The sequence below is a fragment of the Ensifer sp. ZNC0028 genome, from assembly GCF_000799055.1.
GTDB lineage: Bacteria > Pseudomonadota > Alphaproteobacteria > Rhizobiales > Rhizobiaceae > Ensifer.
This window is the reverse complement of the sequence record NZ_JTLA01000030.1, coordinates 117,193-137,474: the sequence shown is the minus strand read 5'-3', so window position 1 is coordinate 137,474 and position 20,282 is coordinate 117,193. Positions and strand designations below refer to the sequence as shown.

At 62.5% G+C, this 20,282-nt stretch carries 22 protein-coding genes; 12 read left to right on the top strand and 10 right to left on the bottom strand.

What is annotated here, in order from left to right; translation table 11 throughout:
• Positions 1–9 precede the first annotated feature (9 nt).
• From rbsK to L981_RS07640, 5 genes are all read left to right on the top strand, one after another.
• Positions 10–942: a ribokinase gene (gene rbsK / locus L981_RS07660; RefSeq protein ID WP_043613535.1), complete on the top strand. Its 933-nt coding sequence runs from the start codon at positions 10–12 to the stop codon at positions 940–942.
• Complete coding sequence (locus L981_RS07655) at positions 939–1,814, top strand: carbohydrate ABC transporter permease (protein WP_043613533.1); 876 nt, start codon at positions 939–941, stop codon at positions 1,812–1,814. The genes rbsK and L981_RS07655 overlap by 4 nt, the downstream gene beginning before the upstream one ends.
• A complete protein-coding gene (locus tag L981_RS07650) occupies positions 1,811–2,839 on the top strand; it encodes a carbohydrate ABC transporter permease (RefSeq protein WP_043613530.1) in 1,029 nt (342 codons plus the stop codon). Before L981_RS07655 ends, L981_RS07650 begins: the two co-directional genes overlap by 4 nt.
• Before the next feature lie 40 nt (positions 2,840–2,879).
• A complete protein-coding gene (locus L981_RS07645) occupies positions 2,880–4,337 on the top strand; it encodes an extracellular solute-binding protein (protein ID WP_043613529.1) in 1,458 nt (485 codons plus the stop codon).
• 84 nt (positions 4,338–4,421) lie between these two features.
• Positions 4,422–5,513, top strand: coding sequence for an ABC transporter ATP-binding protein (locus L981_RS07640; RefSeq protein ID WP_043613527.1), 1,092 nt, complete (start codon positions 4,422–4,424; stop codon positions 5,511–5,513).
• Positions 5,514–5,661: 148 nt separating this feature from the next.
• Here the strand turns inward: L981_RS07640 and L981_RS07635 are convergent, their stop codons facing one another.
• From L981_RS07635 to L981_RS07615, 5 genes are all read right to left on the bottom strand, one after another.
• Positions 5,662–6,168: a GAF domain-containing protein gene (locus tag L981_RS07635; RefSeq protein ID WP_043613525.1), complete on the bottom strand. Its 507-nt coding sequence runs from the start codon at positions 6,166–6,168 to the stop codon at positions 5,662–5,664.
• A gap of 67 nt (positions 6,169–6,235) precedes the next feature.
• Entirely contained in the window at positions 6,236–6,976 is a 741-nt protein-coding gene (locus L981_RS07630; protein ID WP_043613610.1) for an ABC transporter ATP-binding protein, read from the bottom strand.
• The gene (locus L981_RS07625) at positions 6,973–7,806 is read right to left on the bottom strand and encodes an ABC transporter ATP-binding protein (RefSeq protein ID WP_043613524.1); all 834 of its coding nucleotides are present in this window, start codon (positions 7,804–7,806) and stop codon (positions 6,973–6,975) included. The genes L981_RS07630 and L981_RS07625 overlap by 4 nt, the downstream gene beginning before the upstream one ends.
• Positions 7,806–8,711 carry an ABC transporter permease gene (locus tag L981_RS07620; protein ID WP_043613522.1) on the bottom strand — a complete coding sequence of 302 codons (906 nt, stop codon included), beginning with the start codon at positions 8,709–8,711 and terminating at the stop codon, positions 7,806–7,808. Before L981_RS07620 ends, L981_RS07625 begins: the two co-directional genes overlap by 1 nt.
• Positions 8,712–8,724: 13 nt before the next feature.
• A complete protein-coding gene (locus L981_RS07615; RefSeq protein ID WP_043613520.1) occupies positions 8,725–9,714 on the bottom strand; it encodes an ABC transporter permease in 990 nt (329 codons plus the stop codon).
• A gap of 212 nt (positions 9,715–9,926) precedes the next feature.
• Between L981_RS07615 and L981_RS07610 the strand changes: the two genes are divergently transcribed.
• The 3 genes from L981_RS07610 to L981_RS07600 all read left to right on the top strand — a co-directional run bounded on the left by L981_RS07610 (position 9,927) and on the right by L981_RS07600 (position 12,764).
• Positions 9,927–10,610, top strand: a complete 684-nt coding sequence (locus tag L981_RS07610) for a helix-turn-helix domain-containing protein (protein ID WP_043613517.1) — start codon at positions 9,927–9,929, stop codon at positions 10,608–10,610.
• A 10-nt stretch (positions 10,611–10,620) separates the two neighbouring features.
• Entirely contained in the window at positions 10,621–12,210 is a 1,590-nt protein-coding gene (locus L981_RS07605) for an ABC transporter substrate-binding protein (protein ID WP_043613609.1), read from the top strand.
• A gap of 125 nt (positions 12,211–12,335) precedes the next feature.
• Positions 12,336–12,764 (top strand): OsmC family protein, encoded by a 429-nt coding sequence (locus L981_RS07600; RefSeq protein WP_043613516.1) that lies wholly within the window; start codon positions 12,336–12,338, stop codon positions 12,762–12,764.
• A gap of 84 nt (positions 12,765–12,848) precedes the next feature.
• On the opposite strand, the gene L981_RS07595 is transcribed toward L981_RS07600, so the two are convergent.
• The 5 genes from L981_RS07595 to L981_RS07575 form a co-directional block, all read right to left on the bottom strand.
• Complete coding sequence (locus L981_RS07595; RefSeq protein WP_043613608.1) at positions 12,849–14,144, bottom strand: MFS transporter; 1,296 nt, start codon at positions 14,142–14,144, stop codon at positions 12,849–12,851.
• A 185-nt stretch (positions 14,145–14,329) separates the two neighbouring features.
• Complete coding sequence (locus L981_RS07590; RefSeq protein WP_043613607.1) at positions 14,330–14,725, bottom strand: MarR family winged helix-turn-helix transcriptional regulator; 396 nt, start codon at positions 14,723–14,725, stop codon at positions 14,330–14,332.
• Positions 14,726–14,793: 68 nt separating this feature from the next.
• Positions 14,794–15,345, bottom strand: coding sequence for a GNAT family N-acetyltransferase (locus L981_RS07585; protein WP_245281602.1), 552 nt, complete (start codon positions 15,343–15,345; stop codon positions 14,794–14,796).
• Positions 15,335–15,856, bottom strand: coding sequence for a hypothetical protein (locus L981_RS07580; RefSeq protein ID WP_043613605.1), 522 nt, complete (start codon positions 15,854–15,856; stop codon positions 15,335–15,337). Before L981_RS07580 ends, L981_RS07585 begins: the two co-directional genes overlap by 11 nt.
• Positions 15,857–15,906: 50 nt before the next feature.
• A complete protein-coding gene (locus tag L981_RS07575) occupies positions 15,907–16,332 on the bottom strand; it encodes an Lrp/AsnC family transcriptional regulator (protein ID WP_043613515.1) in 426 nt (141 codons plus the stop codon).
• Positions 16,333–16,424: 92 nt separating this feature from the next.
• Here L981_RS07575 and L981_RS07570 point away from each other — a divergent pair, with 92 nt between their 5' ends.
• The 4 genes from L981_RS07570 to L981_RS07555 are packed head-to-tail and all read left to right on the top strand — an operon-like array spanning position 16,425 to position 20,144.
• On the top strand, positions 16,425–17,507 hold the full coding sequence (locus L981_RS07570) for an ornithine cyclodeaminase (RefSeq protein ID WP_043613604.1): 1,083 nt from the start codon (positions 16,425–16,427) through the stop codon (positions 17,505–17,507).
• A gap of 1 nt (position 17,508) precedes the next feature.
• Entirely contained in the window at positions 17,509–18,480 is a 972-nt protein-coding gene (gene ctlX / locus L981_RS07565; RefSeq protein WP_043613514.1) for a citrulline utilization hydrolase CtlX, read from the top strand.
• Positions 18,481–18,511: 31 nt separating this feature from the next.
• A complete protein-coding gene (locus L981_RS07560) occupies positions 18,512–19,315 on the top strand; it encodes a dimethylarginine dimethylaminohydrolase family protein (RefSeq protein ID WP_043613513.1) in 804 nt (267 codons plus the stop codon).
• A 28-nt stretch (positions 19,316–19,343) separates the two neighbouring features.
• A complete protein-coding gene (locus L981_RS07555) occupies positions 19,344–20,144 on the top strand; it encodes a transporter substrate-binding domain-containing protein (protein WP_043613512.1) in 801 nt (266 codons plus the stop codon).
• Positions 20,145–20,282: the final 138 nt, after the last annotated feature.

The window sequence follows — 20,282 nt, the reverse complement described above, 5'->3', positions numbered from 1 at the left end:
GAGGCTTGAATGAAGGTTGGTGTTTCGATCCTGGGTATCTTCGTGGCCGACACGGCCTATCTGGCGCGGCGCATGCCCGTTGTCGGTGAAACGATTACCGGCAGCGGCTTTTCCGTCGGTCCCGGCGGAAAGGGCTCGAACCAGGCGGTTGCCTGCGCTCGGGCCGGCAGCCCGGTTTCCTTCATCTCCAAGCTTGGCCGTGACACGTTTGGCGAGATGGCCATGCGCACCTATGCCGAAGCGGGGGTGACGCCGAAGATCGTCGAGATGGACGACCTGCCGACGGGGGCTGCCTTCATCTACGTCAACGACCAGAACGGTGAAAACGCCATCATCGTCTATCCGGGTGCTGCGGGCTCGATCGGCGTCGACGATGTCGAGGCCGCGCGCGAGACGATCGAGGGCTCGCGCATCTTCGTCACCCAGCTGGAGCAGCCGGTCGCCGCAGCCCAGCGCGCACTGGAGATTGCCCACGCGGCGGGCGTCACCACCGTCTTCAACCCGGCGCCGGCCGAACCTTTCCCCGATGCGATCTATCCGCTCTGCGATTATCTCGTGCCGAACGAGACCGAGGCGGCGGCGATAGTTGGTTTTGCGCTCTCGACGCAGGACGATGTTCGTCGCGCCGGCGACGCGCTGCTCAAGAAGGGCGCAAAGACGGCCCTGATCACGCTCGGTGAACGCGGCGTGCTTTACCACAACCACGACCAGTCTGTGCTGGTCCCGGCGATCGCCAGCGGCCCGGTGATCGACACGACCGGGGCAGGGGACGCCTTCGTCGGCGGCTTCTCGGCAGCGCTGGCGCGGGATCTTTCGCCTGTTGATGCGGTGCGCTTCGGCTGCGCCACCGCCGGCATCGCCGTCACCCGCCGCGGCACCGCGCCTGCCATGCCGACGCTTGTCGAGATCGAGGCGCTGCTTGCCAGAGGTTCGGCCGCATGACGCGCAACGATCCGATCAAGCACTTCTTCATCTGGCCGGCGCTGCTGATCGTCCTTCTGATCTCGATCTTTCCGCTCGTCTATTCGCTGACCACCAGCTTCATGAGCATGCGGCTGGTGCCGCCGACGCCGGCGCGCTTCGTCGGCTTCGGCAACTATATCGACCTCCTGCAGAACCCGCGTTTCTGGCATGTGGCGGGCACGACGACGCTGATCGCCTTCATCTCCGTCGGGCTGCAATATGTGATCGGCCTTTCGGTGGCGCTGGCGCTGAATTCGCGGGTGCCGGGCGAAGGCATCTTTCGCGTAAGCTTTCTCTTGCCGATGCTGGTGGCGCCGGTTGCCGTCGCCCTGATTGCCCGTCAGGTGCTCAATCCGACCATGGGGCCGCTCAACGAAGTGATGTCCGCGCTCGGATTTCCCAATCTGCCATTCCTGACGCAGACAAGCTGGGCGCTCGGGTCGATCATCGCCGTCGAGGTCTGGCAGTGGACACCCTTCGTCATCCTCATGATGCTCGCCGGCCTTCAGACCCTGCCCGACGATGTCTATGAGGCGGCGGCTCTCGAGAACGCCACGCCCTGGCAGCAGTTCCGCGACATCACCTTCCCGATGCTGCTACCGATCTCGGTCGCCGTCGTCTTCATCCGCCTGATCGAGAGCTACAAGATCATCGACACCGTCTTCGTCATGACCGGCGGCGGGCCGGGGATCTCGACCGAAACGCTGACGCTCTTTGCCTACCAGGAAGGCTTCAAGAAGTTCAATCTCGGCTACACCTCGGCGCTCTCCTTCCTGTTCCTGATCGTCATCACCGTGATCGGCCTGGTCTATCTCGCCATCCTCAAGCCCTATCTGGAGAAGCACAAATGAGCGTGCGCACTCTCAAGGGAAAACGACGCTGGCTGGCGCTCGGCGGCTGCCTCATCTGGCTCGCCATCACCTTCTTTCCGCTCTACTGGGTGCTGATCACCTCGTTCAAGACGCCGATCGCCGTCGTCGGCGGCCCGACCTATCTGCCGTTCGTGGATTTCGAACCGAGCCTGACGGCCTGGAGCGAGCTTCTGTCGGGCCAGCGAGGACAGTTCTTCAACACCTTCTGGGCATCGACGATCATCGGCCTTTCGGCGTCGATCGCCGCGACCTTCATCGGTGCGATGGCAGCCTATGCGCTGGTGCGCTTCACCTTCCGCTTCCGCCTGCTGTCGGCACTGATCTTCGTGGTGATCGCCTTCGGCGGCTTCCTTCTCGGCCGATATGTGCTTGGCTACGGCCAGGGCATCTCGCTGATCTATTCTTTCGTCGCAGCCCTGGCGCTTGCGGTTATATCCAGCCGGTTCCGTCTGCCCGGACCCGAACTTGGCAACAACGACATCGTCTTCTGGTTCGTCAGCCAGCGCATGTTCCCGCCGATCGTCGCGGCCTTCGCGCTCTACCTGATGTACACGGAAATGGGCAAACTCGGCTTCAAGCTGGTCGACAGCTATATCGGCCTGACCTTCGCCTATATCGCCTTCTCGCTGCCGATCGTCATCTGGCTGATGCGCGACTTCTTCGAAGCGCTTCCGGTCGAGGTCGAGGAAGCGGCGATGGTCGACAATGTGCCGTCCTGGCGGATCTTCTTCGGCATCGTGCTGCCGATGTCGAAGCCAGGGCTGATCGCCACCTTCATGATCACGCTCGCCTTCGTGTGGAACGAGTTTCTGTTCGCGCTGTTTCTCACCAATTCCAAATGGCAGACGCTGCCCATTCTCGTTGCCGGCCAGAACAGCCAGCGCGGCGATGAATGGTGGGCGATTTCCGCTGCCGCTCTCGTTGCCATCATCCCGATGATGGTCATGGCCGGACTTTTGAGCCGGCTCATGCGCTCCGGCCTACTTCTGGGGGCAATCAAGTAAGCAACCGCTTTGGCATGAATTCATTCAACAGGAGGATAGAATGAGGAAATTGCTACTGGCTTCTGCATCATTTGCCGCACTCGCGACGGGGAGTGCCGGAACGGCGCTTGCTGCCTGCGATCCGGATTATACCGGCGTCGAACTGACGGCGACGACACAGACCGGCCCCTACATTGCCTCGGCGCTGCAGCTTGCGGCCAAGGGCTGGGAAGAAAAGACCTGCGGCAAGGTCAAGGTCGTCGAGTTCCCGTGGTCGGAACTCTATCCGAAGATCGTCACGTCGCTGACATCGGGTGAAGACGCCTTCGACGTCATCGCCTTTGCTCCGGCGTGGGCGCCCGACTTTACCGACTTCCTGTCGGAAATGCCGGCGGACATGCAGAAGGGCGCAGACTGGGACGACATCGCCCCGGTTTACCGCGAACAACTGATGGTCTGGAACGGCAAGGTGCTGTCGCAGACGATGGATGGCGACGCCCATACCTACAGTTACCGCATCGATCTCTTCGAAAACGCCGACAACCAGAAGGCCTTCAAGGCTAAATACGGATACGACCTGGCGCCGCCGAAGACCTGGAAACAGTATCTCGACATCGCCGAATACTTCAACCAGCCGACCAACAACCTCTGGGGTACGGCGGAAGCCTTCCGTCGCGGCGGTCAGCAGTTCTGGTTCCTGTTCAGCCATGTCGCCGGCTATACCAGCCATCCGGACAATCCCGGCGCGATGTTCTTCAATCCGGAGACGATGGACGCGCAGGTCAACAATCCCGGCTGGGTTCGCGGCCTTGAGGAATATATCCGCGCCTCCAAGCTTGCGCCGCCGAACGCGCTGAACTTCTCCTTCGGCGAAGTGAACGCCGCCTTTGCCGGTGGCCAGGTGGCGGAATCGATCGGCTGGGGCGACACGGGCGTCATCGGCGCCGACCCGAAGCAGTCGAAGGTCGCCGGCAATGTCGGCTCGGCGTCGCTGCCGGGATCGGACGAGATCTGGAACTACAAGACCAAGAAGTGGGACAAGTTCGACCACGTCGTCCAGACCTCCTTCATGGCTTTCGGCGGCTGGCAGGCGGCAGTGCCCGCGACCTCGACCAAGCAGGAAGCAGCCTGGAACTATATCCAGTTCCTGACGAGCCCGGCGGTATCCGGCCAGGCGGCGATCACCGGCGGCACCGGGGTCAATCCCTACCGCATCTCGCATACGACGAACCTCGATCTCTGGTCGAAGATCTTCTCCGAGCGTGAAGCGAAGGAATATCTGGGCGCGCAGAAGGAGGCAGTGACCGCCAAGAACATCGCGCTCGACATGCGCCTGCCCGGCTACTTCTCCTACACCGAAGTGTTGGAGATCGAGCTTTCCAAGGCGCTCGCCGGGGAGGTGACGCCGCAACAGGCGCTCGATAGCGTCGCCGAGCAGTGGAACAAGCTGACCGACGAGTTTGGCCGCGACAAGCAGCTTGCCGCCTATCGCGCGTCGATGGGCCTTCCGCAGCAGTAACGAAACCACGCCCGCTCCGAGACGATCGGGGCGGGCGCCACCGTCCCGGCGAGACCGGGCACAGACAGCAGCAAGGGTTATCGCATGTCACAGGTCCGACTGGAGCAGATCACCAAGTCCTTCGGGAGCGTCACGGTCATTCCGCCGCTCGATCTTCAGATCGCCGATCGCGAATTCGTCGTGCTCGTCGGGCCGTCCGGCTGCGGCAAGACGACGACGCTCAGGATGATCGCGGGTCTCGAGACGGCGACCTCGGGTTCGATCCGGATCGGCGACCGCGACGTCACGGATCTGCGCCCGGGCCTGCGCAATTGCTCGATGGTGTTTCAGAACTACGCGCTCTATCCGCACATGACCGTTGCCGAAAACATCGGCTACGGTATGAAGGTCCGTGGCACCCCCAAGGCGGAGATCGACAAGGCGGTGGCGGACGCGGCGCGCATCCTCAATCTCGGCGCCTATCTCGGCCGCAAGCCGAGCGCGCTATCGGGCGGCCAGCGCCAGCGCGTCGCGATCGGCCGGGCCATCGTGCGCCAGCCTGATGTCTTTCTATTCGACGAACCGCTGTCCAATCTCGATGCCAAGCTGCGCATCGAAATGCGCACGGAAATCAAATTGTTGCACCGACGTCTTCAGACGACCGCCGTCTACGTCACGCACGATCAGGTGGAAGCCATGACCATGGCAGACCGGGTGGTCGTCATGAACCAGGGGCGCATCGAACAGGCGGCCGATCCGATCACGCTCTACGAGCAGCCGGCCAACCTCTTCGTCGCCGCCTTCATCGGTGCGCCAAGCATGAATTTCATCGAAGGTCGGCTTGAGCGCGGCGATGGCGGACTCGCCTTCCGGGCGGAAGGCGATGTCGCGATCACGGTTCCGCCGGCGCGTGCCGAGAAGCTCGGTGCTTTTGCCGGTAAGGACGTCGTGCTTGGCATTCGTCCAGAGCATACGATGGCGACGGATGCCGCGGCACCAACCGTGAAGCTCACCGTGCGTGACGTGGAGCCGCTCGGGCCGCATACGCTGGCGCTCGGCAGGGTGGGGCAGGGTGCGTTCACCGCACAGGTTCACGCGGCGTCACGCATTGACCCCGACGACCAGATCGAAGTGCCGATCGAGGCGGAGAAGATGCACTTCTTCCTGAAGGAAACCGGCAAGGCCATCGGCCGGTAGAGCAGTTCTAGGAAAAGTGTGAAACGGTTTTCCGTCCGGAATTGCGTTCTTCAAAAGAGATAGACAGTTTCACTGTTTCGAAGAAGCAATGAAACTGACGAACCGGAAGGAGGGAGCCGAAGGCGGTGACGCCTTCGGTCTCTAAATCTTACTTCTGCTCGGCGCGCGCGGCGGCGAGGAATGCGAGTTTCGCCGGCAGTTCCAGGTGCTTGGAGAGCGCCACGCGTTCCGGAGTGTAGTGGTGCTCGACGTCGAGGCAGTTGACGGTGCCGAGCAGCTCGCCGCCGACCACAACCGGGATGTTGGCGACCGAGCCGCAGCCGAGCGACCAGATCGTTTCGTGATCGCCGAAGACCTTGGAGATGTCGACGATGGTGTTGGCGACGAAGGTCTGGTGCGCCTTGTGCACGATGTCGAACCAGCTGTCGTAGCGGATCGGCTTGGTGCCGGAGGTCGGGTATTCCTCGGGATGCGAGGTGTAGGCGCGGCGGGCGACTTCGTTGACCATGTCGACCGTCATGATGGTGAAGAGCTTGGCGCCGATCACCTGGCGGCTAAGCGTCTGCAATGCGGTCCATACCGTATCGGCATCGGTGGCTTTGGCAATCGCCGCGTCGAATTCCGCCAGCGCGGCAGCGATCTGTTCACTGTTCATGCTATGTCCTTGGGGTTACTCGATATCTTAGAAGGGGACGGACGAGAAATCGTCCTGTTGTCCCATCCTAGTTGGCATGCGCGGCGCTGATCTGCATCAGCTCACGCGAATAGGGATCCTTGAGGTCGCCGCGCTTGAGGTCGGCGACATCGGCAATCTCGACGATACGGCCCTGGCGCATGACGGCAAGGCGATCGCAGAGGAAGGAGACGACGGCCAGATTGTGGGTGACCATCAGGAAGGTGAGGTTCTGCTCGCGCCTGAGGCGCTTCAACAGGTTGAGGATTTCGGCCTGGACCGAGACGTCGAGCGCCGAGGTCGGCTCGTCGAGCAAAAGCACTTTCGGCTTCAGCATCAGGGCGCGGGCGATCGCCACGCGCTGGCGCTGGCCGCCCGAAAGCTGGTGCGGGAAGCGGAAGCGGAACTTGCGGTCGAGGCCGACCGAGGTCATCACCTCTTCGATGCGCGCGTTGCGGTCGCCGATCCCGTGGATCGTCAGCGCTTCGCCAAGGGTGGCATCGACGGTCTTGCGGGGATGCAGCGAGCCGTAGGGATCCTGGAACACCATCTGGCACTGGCGTGAGAAGGCGCGGTCGATGCCGTGACCACGGGGCGAGCCGAGCACGGTGATTCCACCTGACCATTCCGGTGCGAGGCCGGCGATCGCCTTCAGCACGGTCGATTTTCCCGATCCGCTTTCGCCGACAAGGGCAAAGCTCTCGCCGTCGGCGATGTCGAGATTGACGTCGTGGGTGATCTGCACGTCGCCATAGGAGATGTCGAGGTTTTTCAGAGAAAGCGCGGTCATGCCTTGGCCCATGCGCTGCGGTCGAGAACCGGCAGCTCGTCGCGTGTTTCATCGAGGCGCGGGATAGAGGCGATCAGCCCGCGCGTATAGGGATGCTTTGCCGCCATCAACTCGCCGGCCTTGCATTCCTCGACCACCTCGCCGGTGTTCATCACGAGGATGCGGTCGCAATAGCTGGAGACGAGGTTGAGGTCGTGGCTGATGAAGATCAGACCCATGCCCTTGCGCTTCACCAGTTCGTCGATGATGTCGAGCACCTGCGCCTGGACCGAGACGTCGAGCGCCGAGGTTGGCTCATCGGCGATCAGCAGATCCGGCTCGGGGATCAGCATCATTGCGATCATCACGCGCTGGCCCATGCCGCCGGAGACTTCGTGCGGATAAAGCTTGGCGACACGCTCCGGATCGGCGATGCGCACCGATTCGAGCATGGCGAGCACGCGGGCATTGACCTCGCGGCGCGGCAGCTTCTGGTGCGTCAGCAGCGCCTCAGCGATCTGCTCGCCGATGGTCATGACCGGGTTCAGCGAGAACTTCGGATCCTGCATCACCATGGAGATGCGGGCGCCGCGGATGGCGCGCATCTGTCGTTCGGACTGCTTCAGGAGGTCAATGCCATCGAAGACGAGCTTGTCGGCGGTGACGCGACCCGGCGCGCGGATCAGCTGTAGGATCGAACGGCCGGTCATCGACTTGCCCGAGCCGCTTTCGCCGACGATGCCGAGGCGCTCGCGGCCGAGGGTGAAGGAGATGCCGCGCACCACTTCGAGATCACCGCGGGGCGTCGGGAAGGTGACGCGCAGGTTTTCGACTTCGAGAAGATTGCTCATCAGCGTTGCTCCCCGCTTTTCGGATCGAGCACGTCACGCAGGCCATCGCCGAGGAAGCAGAAGCCGAGGCTAACCAGAATGATGGCAAAACCCGGCATGGTCGCAACCCACCACTGGTCGAGGATGAAGGAGCGGCCGCGCGAGATCATCGCGCCCCATTCGGGAAGCGGCGGCTGCGCGCCAAGGCCGATGAAGCCGAGGCCGGCGGCCGTCAGGATGATGCCGGCCATGTCGAGCGTGACGCGCACGATCATCGAGGAGGTGCAGAGCGGCAGTACATGGCCGAGATTGACCCGGAGGCTCGATGCGCCGAGCAGGCGCACCGCCGAGATGAACTCGGAGTTCTTGAAGGTGAGCGTTTCGGCGCGCGCGACCCGGGCGTATCCGGGCCAGGAGGTGATCGCGATGGCGATGATCGCGTTCTCGATGCCGGGGCCGAGGGCTGCGACGAAGGCAAGCGCCAGGATGAGCTTCGGCAGCGACAGGAAGATGTCGGTGATGCCCATCAGGATGCGATCGACCCAGCCGCCGAAATAGCCGGCGGCAACGCCGATCACCAGGCCGGCGGGTGCTGCGAGCACGGCGACCAGTGTGACGATGGCGAGCGTGATGCGTGAACCGTAGACGACACGGGACCAGATGTCGCGGCCGAGCTCGTCGGTTCCCATCCAGTGGGCCGCACTCGGTGGCAGCAGGCGTTCGCCCAATGACTGGCGCAGCGGATCATGGGTGGCGAGCCACGGGGCAAAGAGCGCGGTCAGTACCAGAACGAGGATGATGACGGCGCCGACGACGGCGAGCGGATTGCGCATCAGCGCGCCTAAGATGCGGTAGAAGCGCCCGAGGCGCGCCTGCATCGGCGAAGCGGGGCTGTCGTCTATCAGCCATTCACGAAGTGCGGTCATGGTCGCTCCTCCCTTAGCGTGCACGCGGATCGAGCACGCGGTAGAGCACGTCCGAAATCTTGTTGATGCCGATGAAGACCGCGCCGATGACGAGGGTCGAGCCGAGCACGGCCGCCATGTCGGCGTTGAGCAGAGCGACGGTCAGGTAGTTGCCGATGCCGGGCCAGGAGAAGATCGTCTCGATCATCACGGAGCCTTCGAGCAGGCCGGCATAGGAAAGCCCGATGACGGTGATCAACGGCACGCGGATCGGCCGGAAGGCGTGGCGCCAGATGACGAGGCGCTCCGGCACGCCCTTGACGCGGGCGGTTGTCACATATTCCTGGCTCAGCTGGTCCAGCATGAAGGAGCGCGTCATGCGGGCGATATAGGCGAGCGAGAAGAAACCGAGGCAGGAGGCCGGCAGGATCAGGTGCCAGACGGCGTTGCGGAAGATCTCCCATTCGCCGGCGATGATGCTGTCGACGAGGATCAGGCCGGTCACGGGCGACACCATGCCGTCGTAGAAGATATCGACCCGGCCGGGACCGCCGACCCATTTCAGCTTCGCGTAGAAGATCGCCAGGCCGACGAGACCGAGCCAGAAGGCGGGCACCGAATAGCCGAGCAGACCGATGACGCGGATGCCCTGGTCGAGCCAGGAACCGCGCCGGGCGGCGGCAAACACGCCGAGCGGCACGCCGATCAGAACGCCGAGGATGATGCCGAGCGTCGCCATCTCGAGCGTCGCCGGGAAGACGCGCGCGAGATCCTCAAGCACGGGCTTGCCGGTCGAGACCGATGTGCCGAAATTGAAGGTGGCGACGTCACGTACGTAGCTGACAAACTGGGTTATGAGCGGCTGGTCGAGACCCATCTCCTGGCGCACGCGTTCATAGACGGCGACGGGCGCGCGGTCGCCGACGACGGCCAGGACCGGGTCGATCGGGACAATGCGGCCGATGAAAAAGGTGATGGCAAGCAGGCCGAGGAAGGTTATCGCAAGCGTAACCAGGAAGCCCATGAACGAGAAAAGGCGCTGGCGTGCCCGGCTGGGCCGAGCGGCGCGTCGTACAGGCGCTGCTGCTGTGGTGCTGTTGTTTGCCACGTGGCGATTCCATCCCTCTTCGCTTGCGGTCTGAATTGTCGATACCGCAAAAATTCGCTTGGAGTATATAAATAAGTTTGCTTAAATCAAAAAAATTTTACTGGGCGGAAACGGGAGGAATAACCGCTGTGAGCGATCCGTCTGAGGATACGCAAGCCGCTTCGGGCAAATCGGCCGGGGCAGGGCAGCCGAAGGTGGGCGCGCTGGTGCGTGCGCGGCGCCGGCAGATGCATATGACATTGCAGGCGCTCAGCGATGCGGCCGGCGTTTCGGTCGGCTACCTCAGCCAGATCGAGCGCGATCTCGCCATGCCGTCACTCGGCACCCTGGCGCAAATCGCCCAAGGGCTCGGCGCCGAACTCAACCATTTCATCCTCGCCCCGGCGATCGACACCGGGCTCTCGCGTGCTGAAGGCCGCATGGTGTTTTCCGTCGGCGGCTCGCCGGTTTCCTACGAGCGGATCGGCGCGGACTTCGCCGGCAACCAGCTTTCGAGTTTCGTCATCACCATCCCGCCCGGACACCGGTCCGAGGTCTTCAGCCACGAAGGCGAAGAGCTTGTCTACATGCTCGAAGGCGAGATCCTCTTCGGGCTCGATGGCGACGACACCATGCTTTCGCCCGGAGACGGTCTGCACTTTCGCGGCATTCAGCCCCACTACTGGTGGAACAAGACAGACAGGCCCGTGCGGCTGATCTGGACCGGCACGTTGCCGCTCTTCCGCCTGCGCGCTTCCCAATTCAACGAGACCGGCGCGCCGCAATCGGCGCTGAAGCCGGCACCCACAAAAACCAAGCCTCATCGAAAATAGGAGAATGATGATGAGAATGTTCAAGGCCGCGGTCTTCGCGGCGTCCCTGATGATGAGCGTGGCGCCGGCCGCACTCGCCGAAACGCCAGCGGATGTGCTGGTCGTCGCCCAGAACATCGACGACATCGTCAGCATCGATCCGGCCGAGGCCTACGAGTTCTCCTCGGGCGAATACGTCACCCAGACCTATGACCGCCTGGTGCAGTACGATGCGCCCGACGTCAAGAAGCTGGCGCCGGGTCTGGCCTCCGAGTGGACGGCCGACGATGCGGCAAAGACGATCACCTTCACGCTGCGTGATGGCGTCACCTTCTCCTCGGGCAACCCGTTGCGCGGCGAAGACGTCGTCTACTCCTTCAAGCGCGTCGTCGTTCTCAACAAGGCGCCTGCCTTCATCCTGACGCAGCTCGGCTGGACCCCTGAGAACATCGACAAGATGGTGACCGCCGACGGCAACAAGGTCACGATCAAGTACGAAGGCGACTTCTCGTCAGCCTTCGTTCTCAACGTTCTCGCCGCCCGTCCGGCCTCGGTCGTCGACGCTGAAACCGTTAAGGCCAACGAAGCCGACGGCGACTTCGGCAATGCCTGGCTGAAGGCCAACTCGGCTGGTTCCGGTCCGTTCGTTCTCAAGGCCTTCCGCGCCGGCGAACTCTTGAACCTTGCCAGCAACCCGAACTACTTCGGCGGCGCTCCGGCAATCAAGGGCGTCATAATCCGCCACGTGGCCGAAGCCGCGACGCAGCAGCTGATGCTGCAGACCGGTGACGTCGACATGGCGAAGAACCTGACGCCGGACCAGGTGTCGGGCCTCGAAGGCAAGGACGGCGTGAAGGTCGAATCCTATCCGCAGGCCGCCGTGCACTTCCTGTCGTTCAACCAGAAGGACGCTGCCCTGCAGCCGCCGGCCGTCTGGGAAGCCGCGCGCTACCTCGTCAACTACAAGGGCATGACCGACAGCTTCCTCAAGGGCCAGATGGATGTTCACCAGGCCTTCTGGCCGAAGGGCTTCCCGGGTTCGCTCGATGAAACGCCTTACAGCTACGACGTTGAAAAGGCGAAGAAGATTCTCGCCGATGCCGGCATCAAGACGCCGATCAAGGTGACGCTCGACGTCATCAACTCGACGCCGTTCACCGACATGGCGCAGTCGCTGCAGGCATCGTTTGCCGAAGCCGGCATCAACTTCGAGATCATCCCGGGCACCGGCAGCCAGGTGATCACCAAGTACCGCGCCCGCACGCACGAAGCCATGCTGCTTTACTGGGGCCCGGACTTCATGGACCCGCATTCGAACGCAAAGGCTTTCGCCTATAACGAGGACAACGCCGACGACAAATATCAGTCGACGACCACCTGGCGTAACGGCTGGGCGGTTCCGGCCGAACTCAACGAGGCGACCAAGGCAGCACTCAAGGAAGCCGATCCGGCCAAGCGCGACGCGCTCTATGTCGACCTGCAGCGCAAGGTGCAGGAAAAGTCGCCGATCGTGATCATGTTCCAGGCCGCGACCCAGGTCGCGATGAAGGACAAGGTTGAAGGCTACGTCAACGGCGCCACCTCCGACTTCGTCTTCTACCGCCTGGTGAAGAAGAACTGATCGGCCAGCGATCGCCCTTGCGCCGATGAGAAAAAGGCGCACATATCAAAACGCCCTGGGCCTTCCGGCCCGGGGCGACGTGTTTCTACCGATTGGTTTGATCAAGTTCTGGGAAGGTTTGCGAAATGGCGGATGTGAAGGTGAGAACGCGGGAAACCGGTGCGACGGCGGTCGTCGGCAAGACCGGCTTTCCGCATGTGACGTCGGTGACCGGCGGCGAACTCGATATCGTCACCGGCCCGTCGCAGGCGGGCTACGGCCCGCTCGACCTGCTTTACGCGTCGCTCGCAAGCTGCCTGGTGCTAAGCGCCCGCATTGCCGCCAGCCGATTTGGCGTGCTCGACCGGCTGACGGAAGTGAGCGCCAAGGTGACCGGTGAGAAGGCCTACGACGAGCCCTCCCGTGTGGCGAAGTTCAACATCGTCTTCGATATCAAGGGCGATTTCGACGACACGGTCCGCCATGCGATCGCGGAAGCGGCCGAAAACGAAATCTGCACCGTCAGCAACACGATCCGCGGCAATCCGGAATTCGTCACGACGTTTGGCCACTGATCTTCGGGGTCTCCAGATCTAAACAAAAAGGGCGGGCTGCCATTGGCAGCCCGCCCTTTTGATGCATCCACTGCTGAGACCCATTCAGGCCGGCTGCGGGGTGAGCGCCTCCGGTTGGCGCCGGCCGATGGTCAACACCAAGAGGGCCGCGACGATGCAGAGCATGCCGGCCGCGATCAAGGCCGGCGTATAGGTCTCCAGCGACGTCCGGCTGGCGCCGGCGAGAAAGGTCGCGCTGGCGGCTCCGAGCTGATGGCCGGTGAAAACCCAACCGAAGACAAGGGCGGCGCGCTCCGGTCCGAAGCGTTCAGCCGAGAGCTTCACGGTCGGCGGAACCGTGGCGACCCAATCCAGGCCGTAGAAGATCGCAAAAATCGACAGCGTGTAGATGTTGAAGCCGCTAAACGGCAGGAACATCAGCGACAGGCCGCGCAGACCATAGAACCAGAAGAGCAGCCAGCGATTGTCGTAGCGGTCCGACAGCCAGCCGGAGCCGATGGTGCCGATGAGGTCGAACACGCCGATCAGTGCCAGCAGGCTGGCCGCGGCAACGGGGGCAATACCCACGTCGCCGCAGATCGAAACCCAATGGGTCTGGATGAGCCCGTTGGTGCTGAAACCGCAGACGAAGAAGGTGGCAAACAGCACCCAGAAGGTGTTGGTCCTGGCGGCGTCGGCGAGCGCCCGGATCGGTGCGATCAGCAGTTCCCCGAAGCTCTTCGCCTTTGGCGGCGCCGGGGCCATCTGCTGCGAGCCGAAGGGCGCAAGGCCGAGGTCGCCAGGGCGATCCTGCATCAACAATAGGACCAGCGTGAAGGCCGCAAGCAGGATGACGATGATCAGCGTCAGCGCCGAGCGCCAGCCGATCGTTTCGGTGAGGGATGCAAGAAGCGGCAGGAAGACCAATTGCCCAGTGGCGTTGCTGGCGGTCATTAGCCCGACGACGAGCCCGCGTCGCTTGTCGAACCAGCGCGTCGCGACCGTGGCCCCGAGCACAAGCGCCGTCATGCCGGTGCCGACGCCGAGCACCACGCCCCAGATAGCGACCAGGTGCCAGAGTTCCGTCATGTAGAAGGAGGCGGCGATGCCGGAGATGATCAGGATCAGTGCCGTGGAGACGACCGGGCGCACGCCGAAATGGTTCATGAAGGATGCAGCAAACGGACCGAGAAGACCGAAAAGGCAAAGCCGGATGGCGAGCGCCAGCGAGATTTGCGCGTTGGTCCAGCCGAATTCAGTCTCGAGCGGCTTGATCAGTACGCCGGCCGAGCCCATGGCGCCGGCGGTTGACAGCATGACCAGAAATGTGACGGCGGCGACAGCCCAGCCGTAATGGATATTGCGTTTGGCAAGATAACGCGCAAGCGCCGGACCGAGCATCGTCGATTTCCTTTCGTCCATGTTTTCGGGCATGCGACAGCGCTGCGCGGGCGGTTGGGAGCGCAGGTCGCAGATTGAACCGTTGTTTGGCAGTATTCTTCCGGTTCCGGGCAGCGCAGGCTGCCTGGATTATCCTGGCCACAAGTCGCAGAGCGCGACCAGAAAGTTGATCTGGAAACGAGGCGCTAAAGCGCCAGCAGCAGGTCCTCCAGCTGGGCGGTGGCATCGGCTCCCAGCCGACCCTCGATCTTGTCCTGGGCGGCCTGCCAGAGCGGTGCAGCGTCAGCCAGTATCCGGTGGCCGCTCTCCGTCAATTCGACGATGGCCTCCCGCTGGTCCTTTCCGCTTCCCGTCGCGGCCAATCCCATTCCCTCCAACACCTTGACGTTGCGACTGACCGTCGATCGCTCGAGTTCGATCTTCCGGCCAAGCTCGGTCATCGAGATCGGTTCATCGCGCGCGATGTGCCGAAGCAGGCTGAACTGAGCAAGGTTGAGGCCAATCGGCTGAAGTGCATCGTCATAGACGGACGTCACTCTGCGAGTGGCTTTGCGTAGGAGGGCACAGTAACAACGGGACATGATGTGTGTATATACACGCAAATGATTGACGTCAAGCGTTCCGTGGCGCGAGGCCCGGTTCGGAGCGATTAGCGGTTCAACCGAAACTGAAGAACGTGGTTGGGATAAGCCTGGTCGCCGATGATGAAATGGGTTTGTCCTGCCCTCTCAAAACCGTTCGCGAGGTAGAAGGCCGTGGCCTTTTCATTTTCTGCGTTTACCGCCAGCCACGTGTTTGGCTGGCCAGTGTCCAGGCAGAATTGCAGGCCGGTTTTCAGGAGAGCTTTCCCGAGGCCGCGACCATGGTGGCGGAGCTGGACGTAGAGCGTCGTTATTTCCAGGTCGGAGGCGATGTCCACCGGCGCTGGCGAACTCGCCGACATGCGCAAGAAGCCGTCGATGCCGACGGCGTTCTGCGAAACCCAGACGGTCTCGTTGCCGTCGCGCAGGATCTCGTCGAAGCGCGCGGTGGTAAACTGCTCCAGCGCATAGTCGGCGAAGAATGCGTTGACGCCTTCCCTGATGTACGTATGCAGCCAGACTTCCAGGCTGATCGCCGCAAGGCTGGATGCATCCGCCATGGTCGCACGTCTGATCGTCGTCTCGTTCGTCACGCGGCTGTTCTCGATCTCAATCGACAAAGGCTTCGAGTTCCTTGTCGAACTCGACCTCGACGACGTTGTTGAAGAGCGCCGTCGCCACCATGATGCCGGCGAAGGCGACGAGGTCGACCAGCGCCTTGGCGTCGTAGCGCGCCTTGAGGCCCGTCCAGATTTCCTCCGCAACGGCATTGCTGTCGGCGACGATCGCGCGACCGAAGGCAATCAGGCGCTGTTCGTCTTCGCTCGGCACGACGGTATGAAAATCGATGCCGGCATTGGCAAAGGCGCGGCGGAAGAAGCCCATGGCGATCGGCGACTTCATCGCTTCCGAGATGGAATGGGAAAGGAACCAGATCGCCCTGTCGTCGAGGGCCGGGCGCAGTTCCTCGCGCAACGTGAACCATTCCGCATAGATGCGGTGCGCGACCGGTGAATGCAGGAGCGTGCGCTTCATGTTGGTCATGCGGCCGCGTACGCGGACCTCCTCGTCATGCGCGGAGCGGATATCGTCGGAAGCGGTGTCGTAGTCGATCTGGGGGATATGGCTCATGGTCATGCCTGTCTTGGTGGCGCGAGCTGCGCAGATGATGGTTAGAAGCGTTAGACGGTGCTGAGCAGGATGCTCGTTTCGCTGTTCGACACGCCATCGACGTCGCGCACTTCGCGCAGGATGCGATCGAAATCGCTGAGACTGTTGGCGCGGATTTCGGCGACCAGATCCCAGCCGCCGTTGGTGGTGTGTAGCGCATAAAGTTCCGGCAGGCCGCGCAGGTATTTGATCACCTTGGTGGTGTTGCGGCCGCTGACCTCGATCATCATGATCGCACGGATGGCGCGATCGTCATAATCCTGCCGCACGCGCAGGGTGAAGCCGAGCACCGCCCCGCTCTCGAGCAGCCGGTCGATGCGAGTCTGCACCGTCGCCCTCGATATGCCGAGCACCGCAGCGATCTTGGAGTAGGGCGCGCGGCCGTCTTCTCGCAGGAGCGAGATGAGCTGGTGATCGAGGTCATCGAAGATATGCATGAAAGATGTATATTACGATTGCGCAAATTGCTCAATATGCCCCTCAATTTTACGCAAGTTTAAAATTTCAACTCACTTCTTGCGAGCCTACGCTGACTTCATCGAATTTCTCCGATGGAGTTTTAAACGTGGTTCAGTATGTCGGTGTCGGCAACGTAATCGAGCTGGTCAAATCGATCGGCATTGAGACGTTCCTTGTGGGTCTTGCGGAATATATCGAGGACGATTTCCGCCGCTGGAACGCATTCGAGAAAACCCCGCGGCTTGCGAGCCACTCGAAGACGGGCGTCATCGAGTTGATGCCGACCTCCGATGGCGAGCATTACGGCTTCAAATACGTCAACGGCCACCCGAAAAACCCAAATGTCGGCCTGCAGACGGTGACCGCCTTCGGCGTTCTCTCCGATGTCAGCACTGGCTACCCCTGCCTGGTCTCCGAAATGACGATTATGACGGGTCTTCGCACGGCGGCGACCTCGGCGCTGGCCGCGAAGTACCTCGCTCGTCCGGACGCCCGCTCGATGGCGATCATCGGTCTCGGCGCCCAGTCCGAATTCCAGGCGCTCGCCTTCCGCGCCCTTCTCGGCGTCAAGCGGCTGCAGGTTTTCGACATCGACAGCGAAGCGGCGACCAAGTTCTGCAACAACCTCTCGGATATGGACTTCGACATCGTCGTCGCCGCGACCGCGGAAGAAGCCGTATCCGGCGCCGACATCATCACGACCGTCACGGCCGACAAGCGCAACGCCACGATCCTCTCCGACAACATGGTCGGCGCCGGCGTGCACATCAATGCGGTCGGTGGCGATTGCCCCGGCAAGACTGAACTGCAGGGCGATATCCTGCGCCGCGCCGACGTCTTCGTCGAATATCCGGAGCAGACCCGCATCGAAGGCGAGATCCAGCAGATGGCGCCGGACTTCCCGGTCACCGAACTCTGGCAGGTCATTGCCGGCGAGGCCGAAGGCCGTCGCTCGAGCGCCCAGATCACCATCTTCGATTCCGTCGGCTTTGCCACCGAGGACTTCTCGGCGCTGCGTTTCCTGCGCGACAAGATCCAGGGCACCCCGTTCTACACCGAGCTCGATCTGACGACGCAGCCCGAGCATCCGCGCGATCTCTATGGCCTGTTCCGGCAGCAGCCGACGGCCCCCGTCGAGCGGAGCGCTGCGTAAGATGAAGAGACTGTCCGTACAGGCGCCGAAGGGCGTCGTGATGATCCGTCCGCACCATTTCGGCCCAAACCCGATGACGGCCGAGGACAACGCCTTCCAGGCAACCGACGCGGCGCGCCAGCCATCGGCAATCGCCAAGGAGGCTTATGACGAAGTCAGCCGCATGGCTGACGGGCTCGCCGATGCTGGCGTCGCGGTCCATCTCTTCGAAGACGAAACGACGACCCGTCCAGATTCTGTCTTCCCGAACAACTGGTTCTCGACCCACTCGGGCGGTCACGTCGCGATCTATCCGATGTATTCGGAAAGCCGCCAGAGCGAGCGCCGCGCCGACATCATCGAGATGCTGAAGAACGAATACCGTGTTCAGGACGTGATCGACTATTCCGGCCTCGAAAAGGATGGCGTCTACCTTGAGGGCACGGGCGCGATGGTGCTCGACCATATCGGCCGCGTCGCCTATGCGGCGCGCTCTAACCGCACCAATGAAGTGGCGCTGGAACGTTTCTGCACCCACTTCAATTTCGAGCCGATGATCTTCGGCGCGGTCGATCGCCAGGGCAACTCGATCTACCATACCAACGTGCTGATGTGCATCGGCACCGAGTTTGCGCTGATCGGCACGAGCATGATCCCGGATGCGGCCCGCCGCCAGGAAATCTGCGCCCGCCTGGAAGAGACCGGCCGCCAGGTCATCGATCTGACGCTGAAGCAGATCGAGAACTTTGCCGGCAATGCCATCGAACTCGATGGGGCCGACGGCCGCGTCGTCGTCATGTCGGCCCGCGCACTCGCTTCGCTGCGCGCCGAACAGATCAAGGCGCTGGAAGTCTCGGCGCGTGTTCTCGCCTTCGACGTTCCGACCATCGAACTTGCCGGCGGGTCCGTGCGCTGCATGCTCGCTGGCGTTCACCTGTCCCGTCGGGAAAACGTGAACAAGCAACCGCTTTACGCCGCCATGTCCGATCGCTAGAAGCACCTCATCCAAGCCAAAGGTATTACAAATGTCGCAGTCACGCCCTGTCTACCAGTTCAACAACATCATCGTGCGCACCCCGTCGAAGTCGGTCGTCAACGGCCTGCGTGCCGACGACCGCGGCAACCCAACCTTTGAGGGCGTGAAGGCTGAACATGACGCCTATATCGCGGCGATGAAGGATGCTGGCGTGAAGGTCACGGTGCTGCCGGCGCTCGAAGCCTTCCCGGACTCGATCTTCGTCGAGGATCCGGCGCTGGTCTTTACCGAAGGCGCAATCCTTCTGCGTCCGGGCGCCGAGACCCGCGTCAAGGAAACGCCGGAGATCGAGCCGACGCTGCGCGCCATGTTCGAGACTGTGCTCGATCTGCCGGGCGAAGGCTTTGCCGATGGCGGCGACGTGCTGACCACCCGCGAAAGCGTGATGATCGGCCTTTCGGCCCGCACCAACAAGGTCGGCGCCGAAGCCCTTCAGGCTTGCCTCACCAAGCTTGGCCGCAAGAGCGAGATCGTCGCGACGCCGGAAGGCGTGCTGCACTTCAAGACCGATTGCTCGCTGCTCGACGACGAGACCGTGCTGTCGACCGCGCGCCTTGCCAAGTCCGGCGCGTTTGAGCGTTTCAAGCAGGTGATCATTCCCGAGGGCGAAGAGCCTGCGGCCAATGCATTGCGCGTCAACGACGTCGTCATGGTCGGCTCGGACTTCCCGCGCACGATCGAGATGCTCGACAAGCTCGGCTACAAGGTCGTGCCCATGAAGACGACGGAGATCGGCAAGATCGACGCGGGTCTGTCCTGCATGTCGCTGCGCTGGTTCAGCAACACGCTCTGATCCGACGCAATCCCCGAGGAGGAACATTATGAAGACGTTGAAGACCGCCCTGTTCGCAGGGATCGCCCTTTCCATGGCTGCGGGCAGCGCCCTTGCCGAGGACACGCTACGCCTCGGCATGACGCCGGAGCCTTACATGCCTTTCACCCAGGTCAACGCCGGCGGTGAGTGGGAGGGCCTGGAAGCCGATCTTTCCCGTGCGCTTTGCGAGAAGATGGCCGTCAAGTGCGACATCAACCAGATGGCCTGGGACGGACTGATCCCGTCGCTCAAGGAAAACAAGATCGACTTCATCATCGGCGCCTTCTCGATCACCGACGAGCGTCGTCAGGTCGTTGATTTCTCGGCGCCGTACTACACCGAGGGCACGTCTTTCGTCGGCTCCAAGGGTGATACCAGCGAGATCAAGACGATCGACGCGGCTGACGGTTCCGGCAAGATCATCGATCCGGAAAGCGTCGAGGGCAAGATCATCGGCGTGCAGGCGTCGAGCGTCCAGTCGGCCTATGTCACCAAGTACCTGACCGGCGCCGAAGCCAAGAGCTACGATACCGCCGACAATTCGGTCGCAGACCTCATTGCCGGTCGCGTCGACTATGTGCTGATCCCCGACCTCTACATCCAGACGTTCCTCAAGACGCCTGAAGGTGCGGACTACGAGGTCAAGGTCGAAGTGCCGAAGAACGTCACGCTCGGCGAAGGTGTCGCCTATGCCGTGCGCAAGGGCGATGCCGCAACGCTCGACAAGGTCAATGCCGGCCTTGCAGCGCTCGAAAAGGACGGCACGACGCAGAAGCTCGTCGACAAGTGGATCTTCGGCAAGAAGTGATCGCATGACTTGGAAGCCGGCGGCGGTCTTGGATCGCTGCCGGCCTCGATCGCCAAACCGGCCGCAGCGTCGGGGCACCATCGCAGCAGGCGCGACAGCACCTTCCCGACCTGAGGGCGGGCGGCGCCTGGGCTGACG

Bases quoted from the DNA above. Each gene is read 5' to 3' on its own strand.
- rbsK (WP_043613535.1), top strand. From the start codon at position 10: ATGAAGGTTGGTGTTTCGATCCTGGGTATCTTCGTGGCCGACACGGCC.
- L981_RS07655 (WP_043613533.1), top strand. From the start codon at position 939: ATGACGCGCAACGATCCGATCAAGCACTTCTTCATCTGGCCGGCGCTG.
- L981_RS07650 (WP_043613530.1), top strand. From the start codon at position 1,811: ATGAGCGTGCGCACTCTCAAGGGAAAACGACGCTGGCTGGCGCTCGGC.
- L981_RS07645 (WP_043613529.1), top strand. From the start codon at position 2,880: ATGAGGAAATTGCTACTGGCTTCTGCATCATTTGCCGCACTCGCGACG.
- L981_RS07640 (WP_043613527.1), top strand. From the start codon at position 4,422: ATGTCACAGGTCCGACTGGAGCAGATCACCAAGTCCTTCGGGAGCGTC.
- L981_RS07635 (WP_043613525.1), bottom strand. From the start codon at position 6,168: ATGAACAGTGAACAGATCGCTGCCGCGCTGGCGGAATTCGACGCGGCG.
- L981_RS07630 (WP_043613610.1), bottom strand. From the start codon at position 6,976: ATGACCGCGCTTTCTCTGAAAAACCTCGACATCTCCTATGGCGACGTG.
- L981_RS07625 (WP_043613524.1), bottom strand. From the start codon at position 7,806: ATGAGCAATCTTCTCGAAGTCGAAAACCTGCGCGTCACCTTCCCGACG.
- L981_RS07620 (WP_043613522.1), bottom strand. From the start codon at position 8,711: ATGACCGCACTTCGTGAATGGCTGATAGACGACAGCCCCGCTTCGCCG.
- L981_RS07615 (WP_043613520.1), bottom strand. From the start codon at position 9,714: ATGGGCTTCCTGGTTACGCTTGCGATAACCTTCCTCGGCCTGCTTGCC.
- L981_RS07605 (WP_043613609.1), top strand. From the start codon at position 10,621: ATGAGAATGTTCAAGGCCGCGGTCTTCGCGGCGTCCCTGATGATGAGC.
- L981_RS07600 (WP_043613516.1), top strand. From the start codon at position 12,336: ATGGCGGATGTGAAGGTGAGAACGCGGGAAACCGGTGCGACGGCGGTC.
- L981_RS07595 (WP_043613608.1), bottom strand. From the start codon at position 14,144: ATGCTCGGTCCGGCGCTTGCGCGTTATCTTGCCAAACGCAATATCCAT.
- L981_RS07590 (WP_043613607.1), bottom strand. From the start codon at position 14,725: ATGTCCCGTTGTTACTGTGCCCTCCTACGCAAAGCCACTCGCAGAGTG.
- L981_RS07580 (WP_043613605.1), bottom strand. From the start codon at position 15,856: ATGAGCCATATCCCCCAGATCGACTACGACACCGCTTCCGACGATATC.
- L981_RS07575 (WP_043613515.1), bottom strand. From the start codon at position 16,332: ATGCATATCTTCGATGACCTCGATCACCAGCTCATCTCGCTCCTGCGA.
- ctlX (WP_043613514.1), top strand. From the start codon at position 17,509: ATGAAGAGACTGTCCGTACAGGCGCCGAAGGGCGTCGTGATGATCCGT.
- L981_RS07560 (WP_043613513.1), top strand. From the start codon at position 18,512: ATGTCGCAGTCACGCCCTGTCTACCAGTTCAACAACATCATCGTGCGC.
- L981_RS07555 (WP_043613512.1), top strand. From the start codon at position 19,344: ATGAAGACGTTGAAGACCGCCCTGTTCGCAGGGATCGCCCTTTCCATG.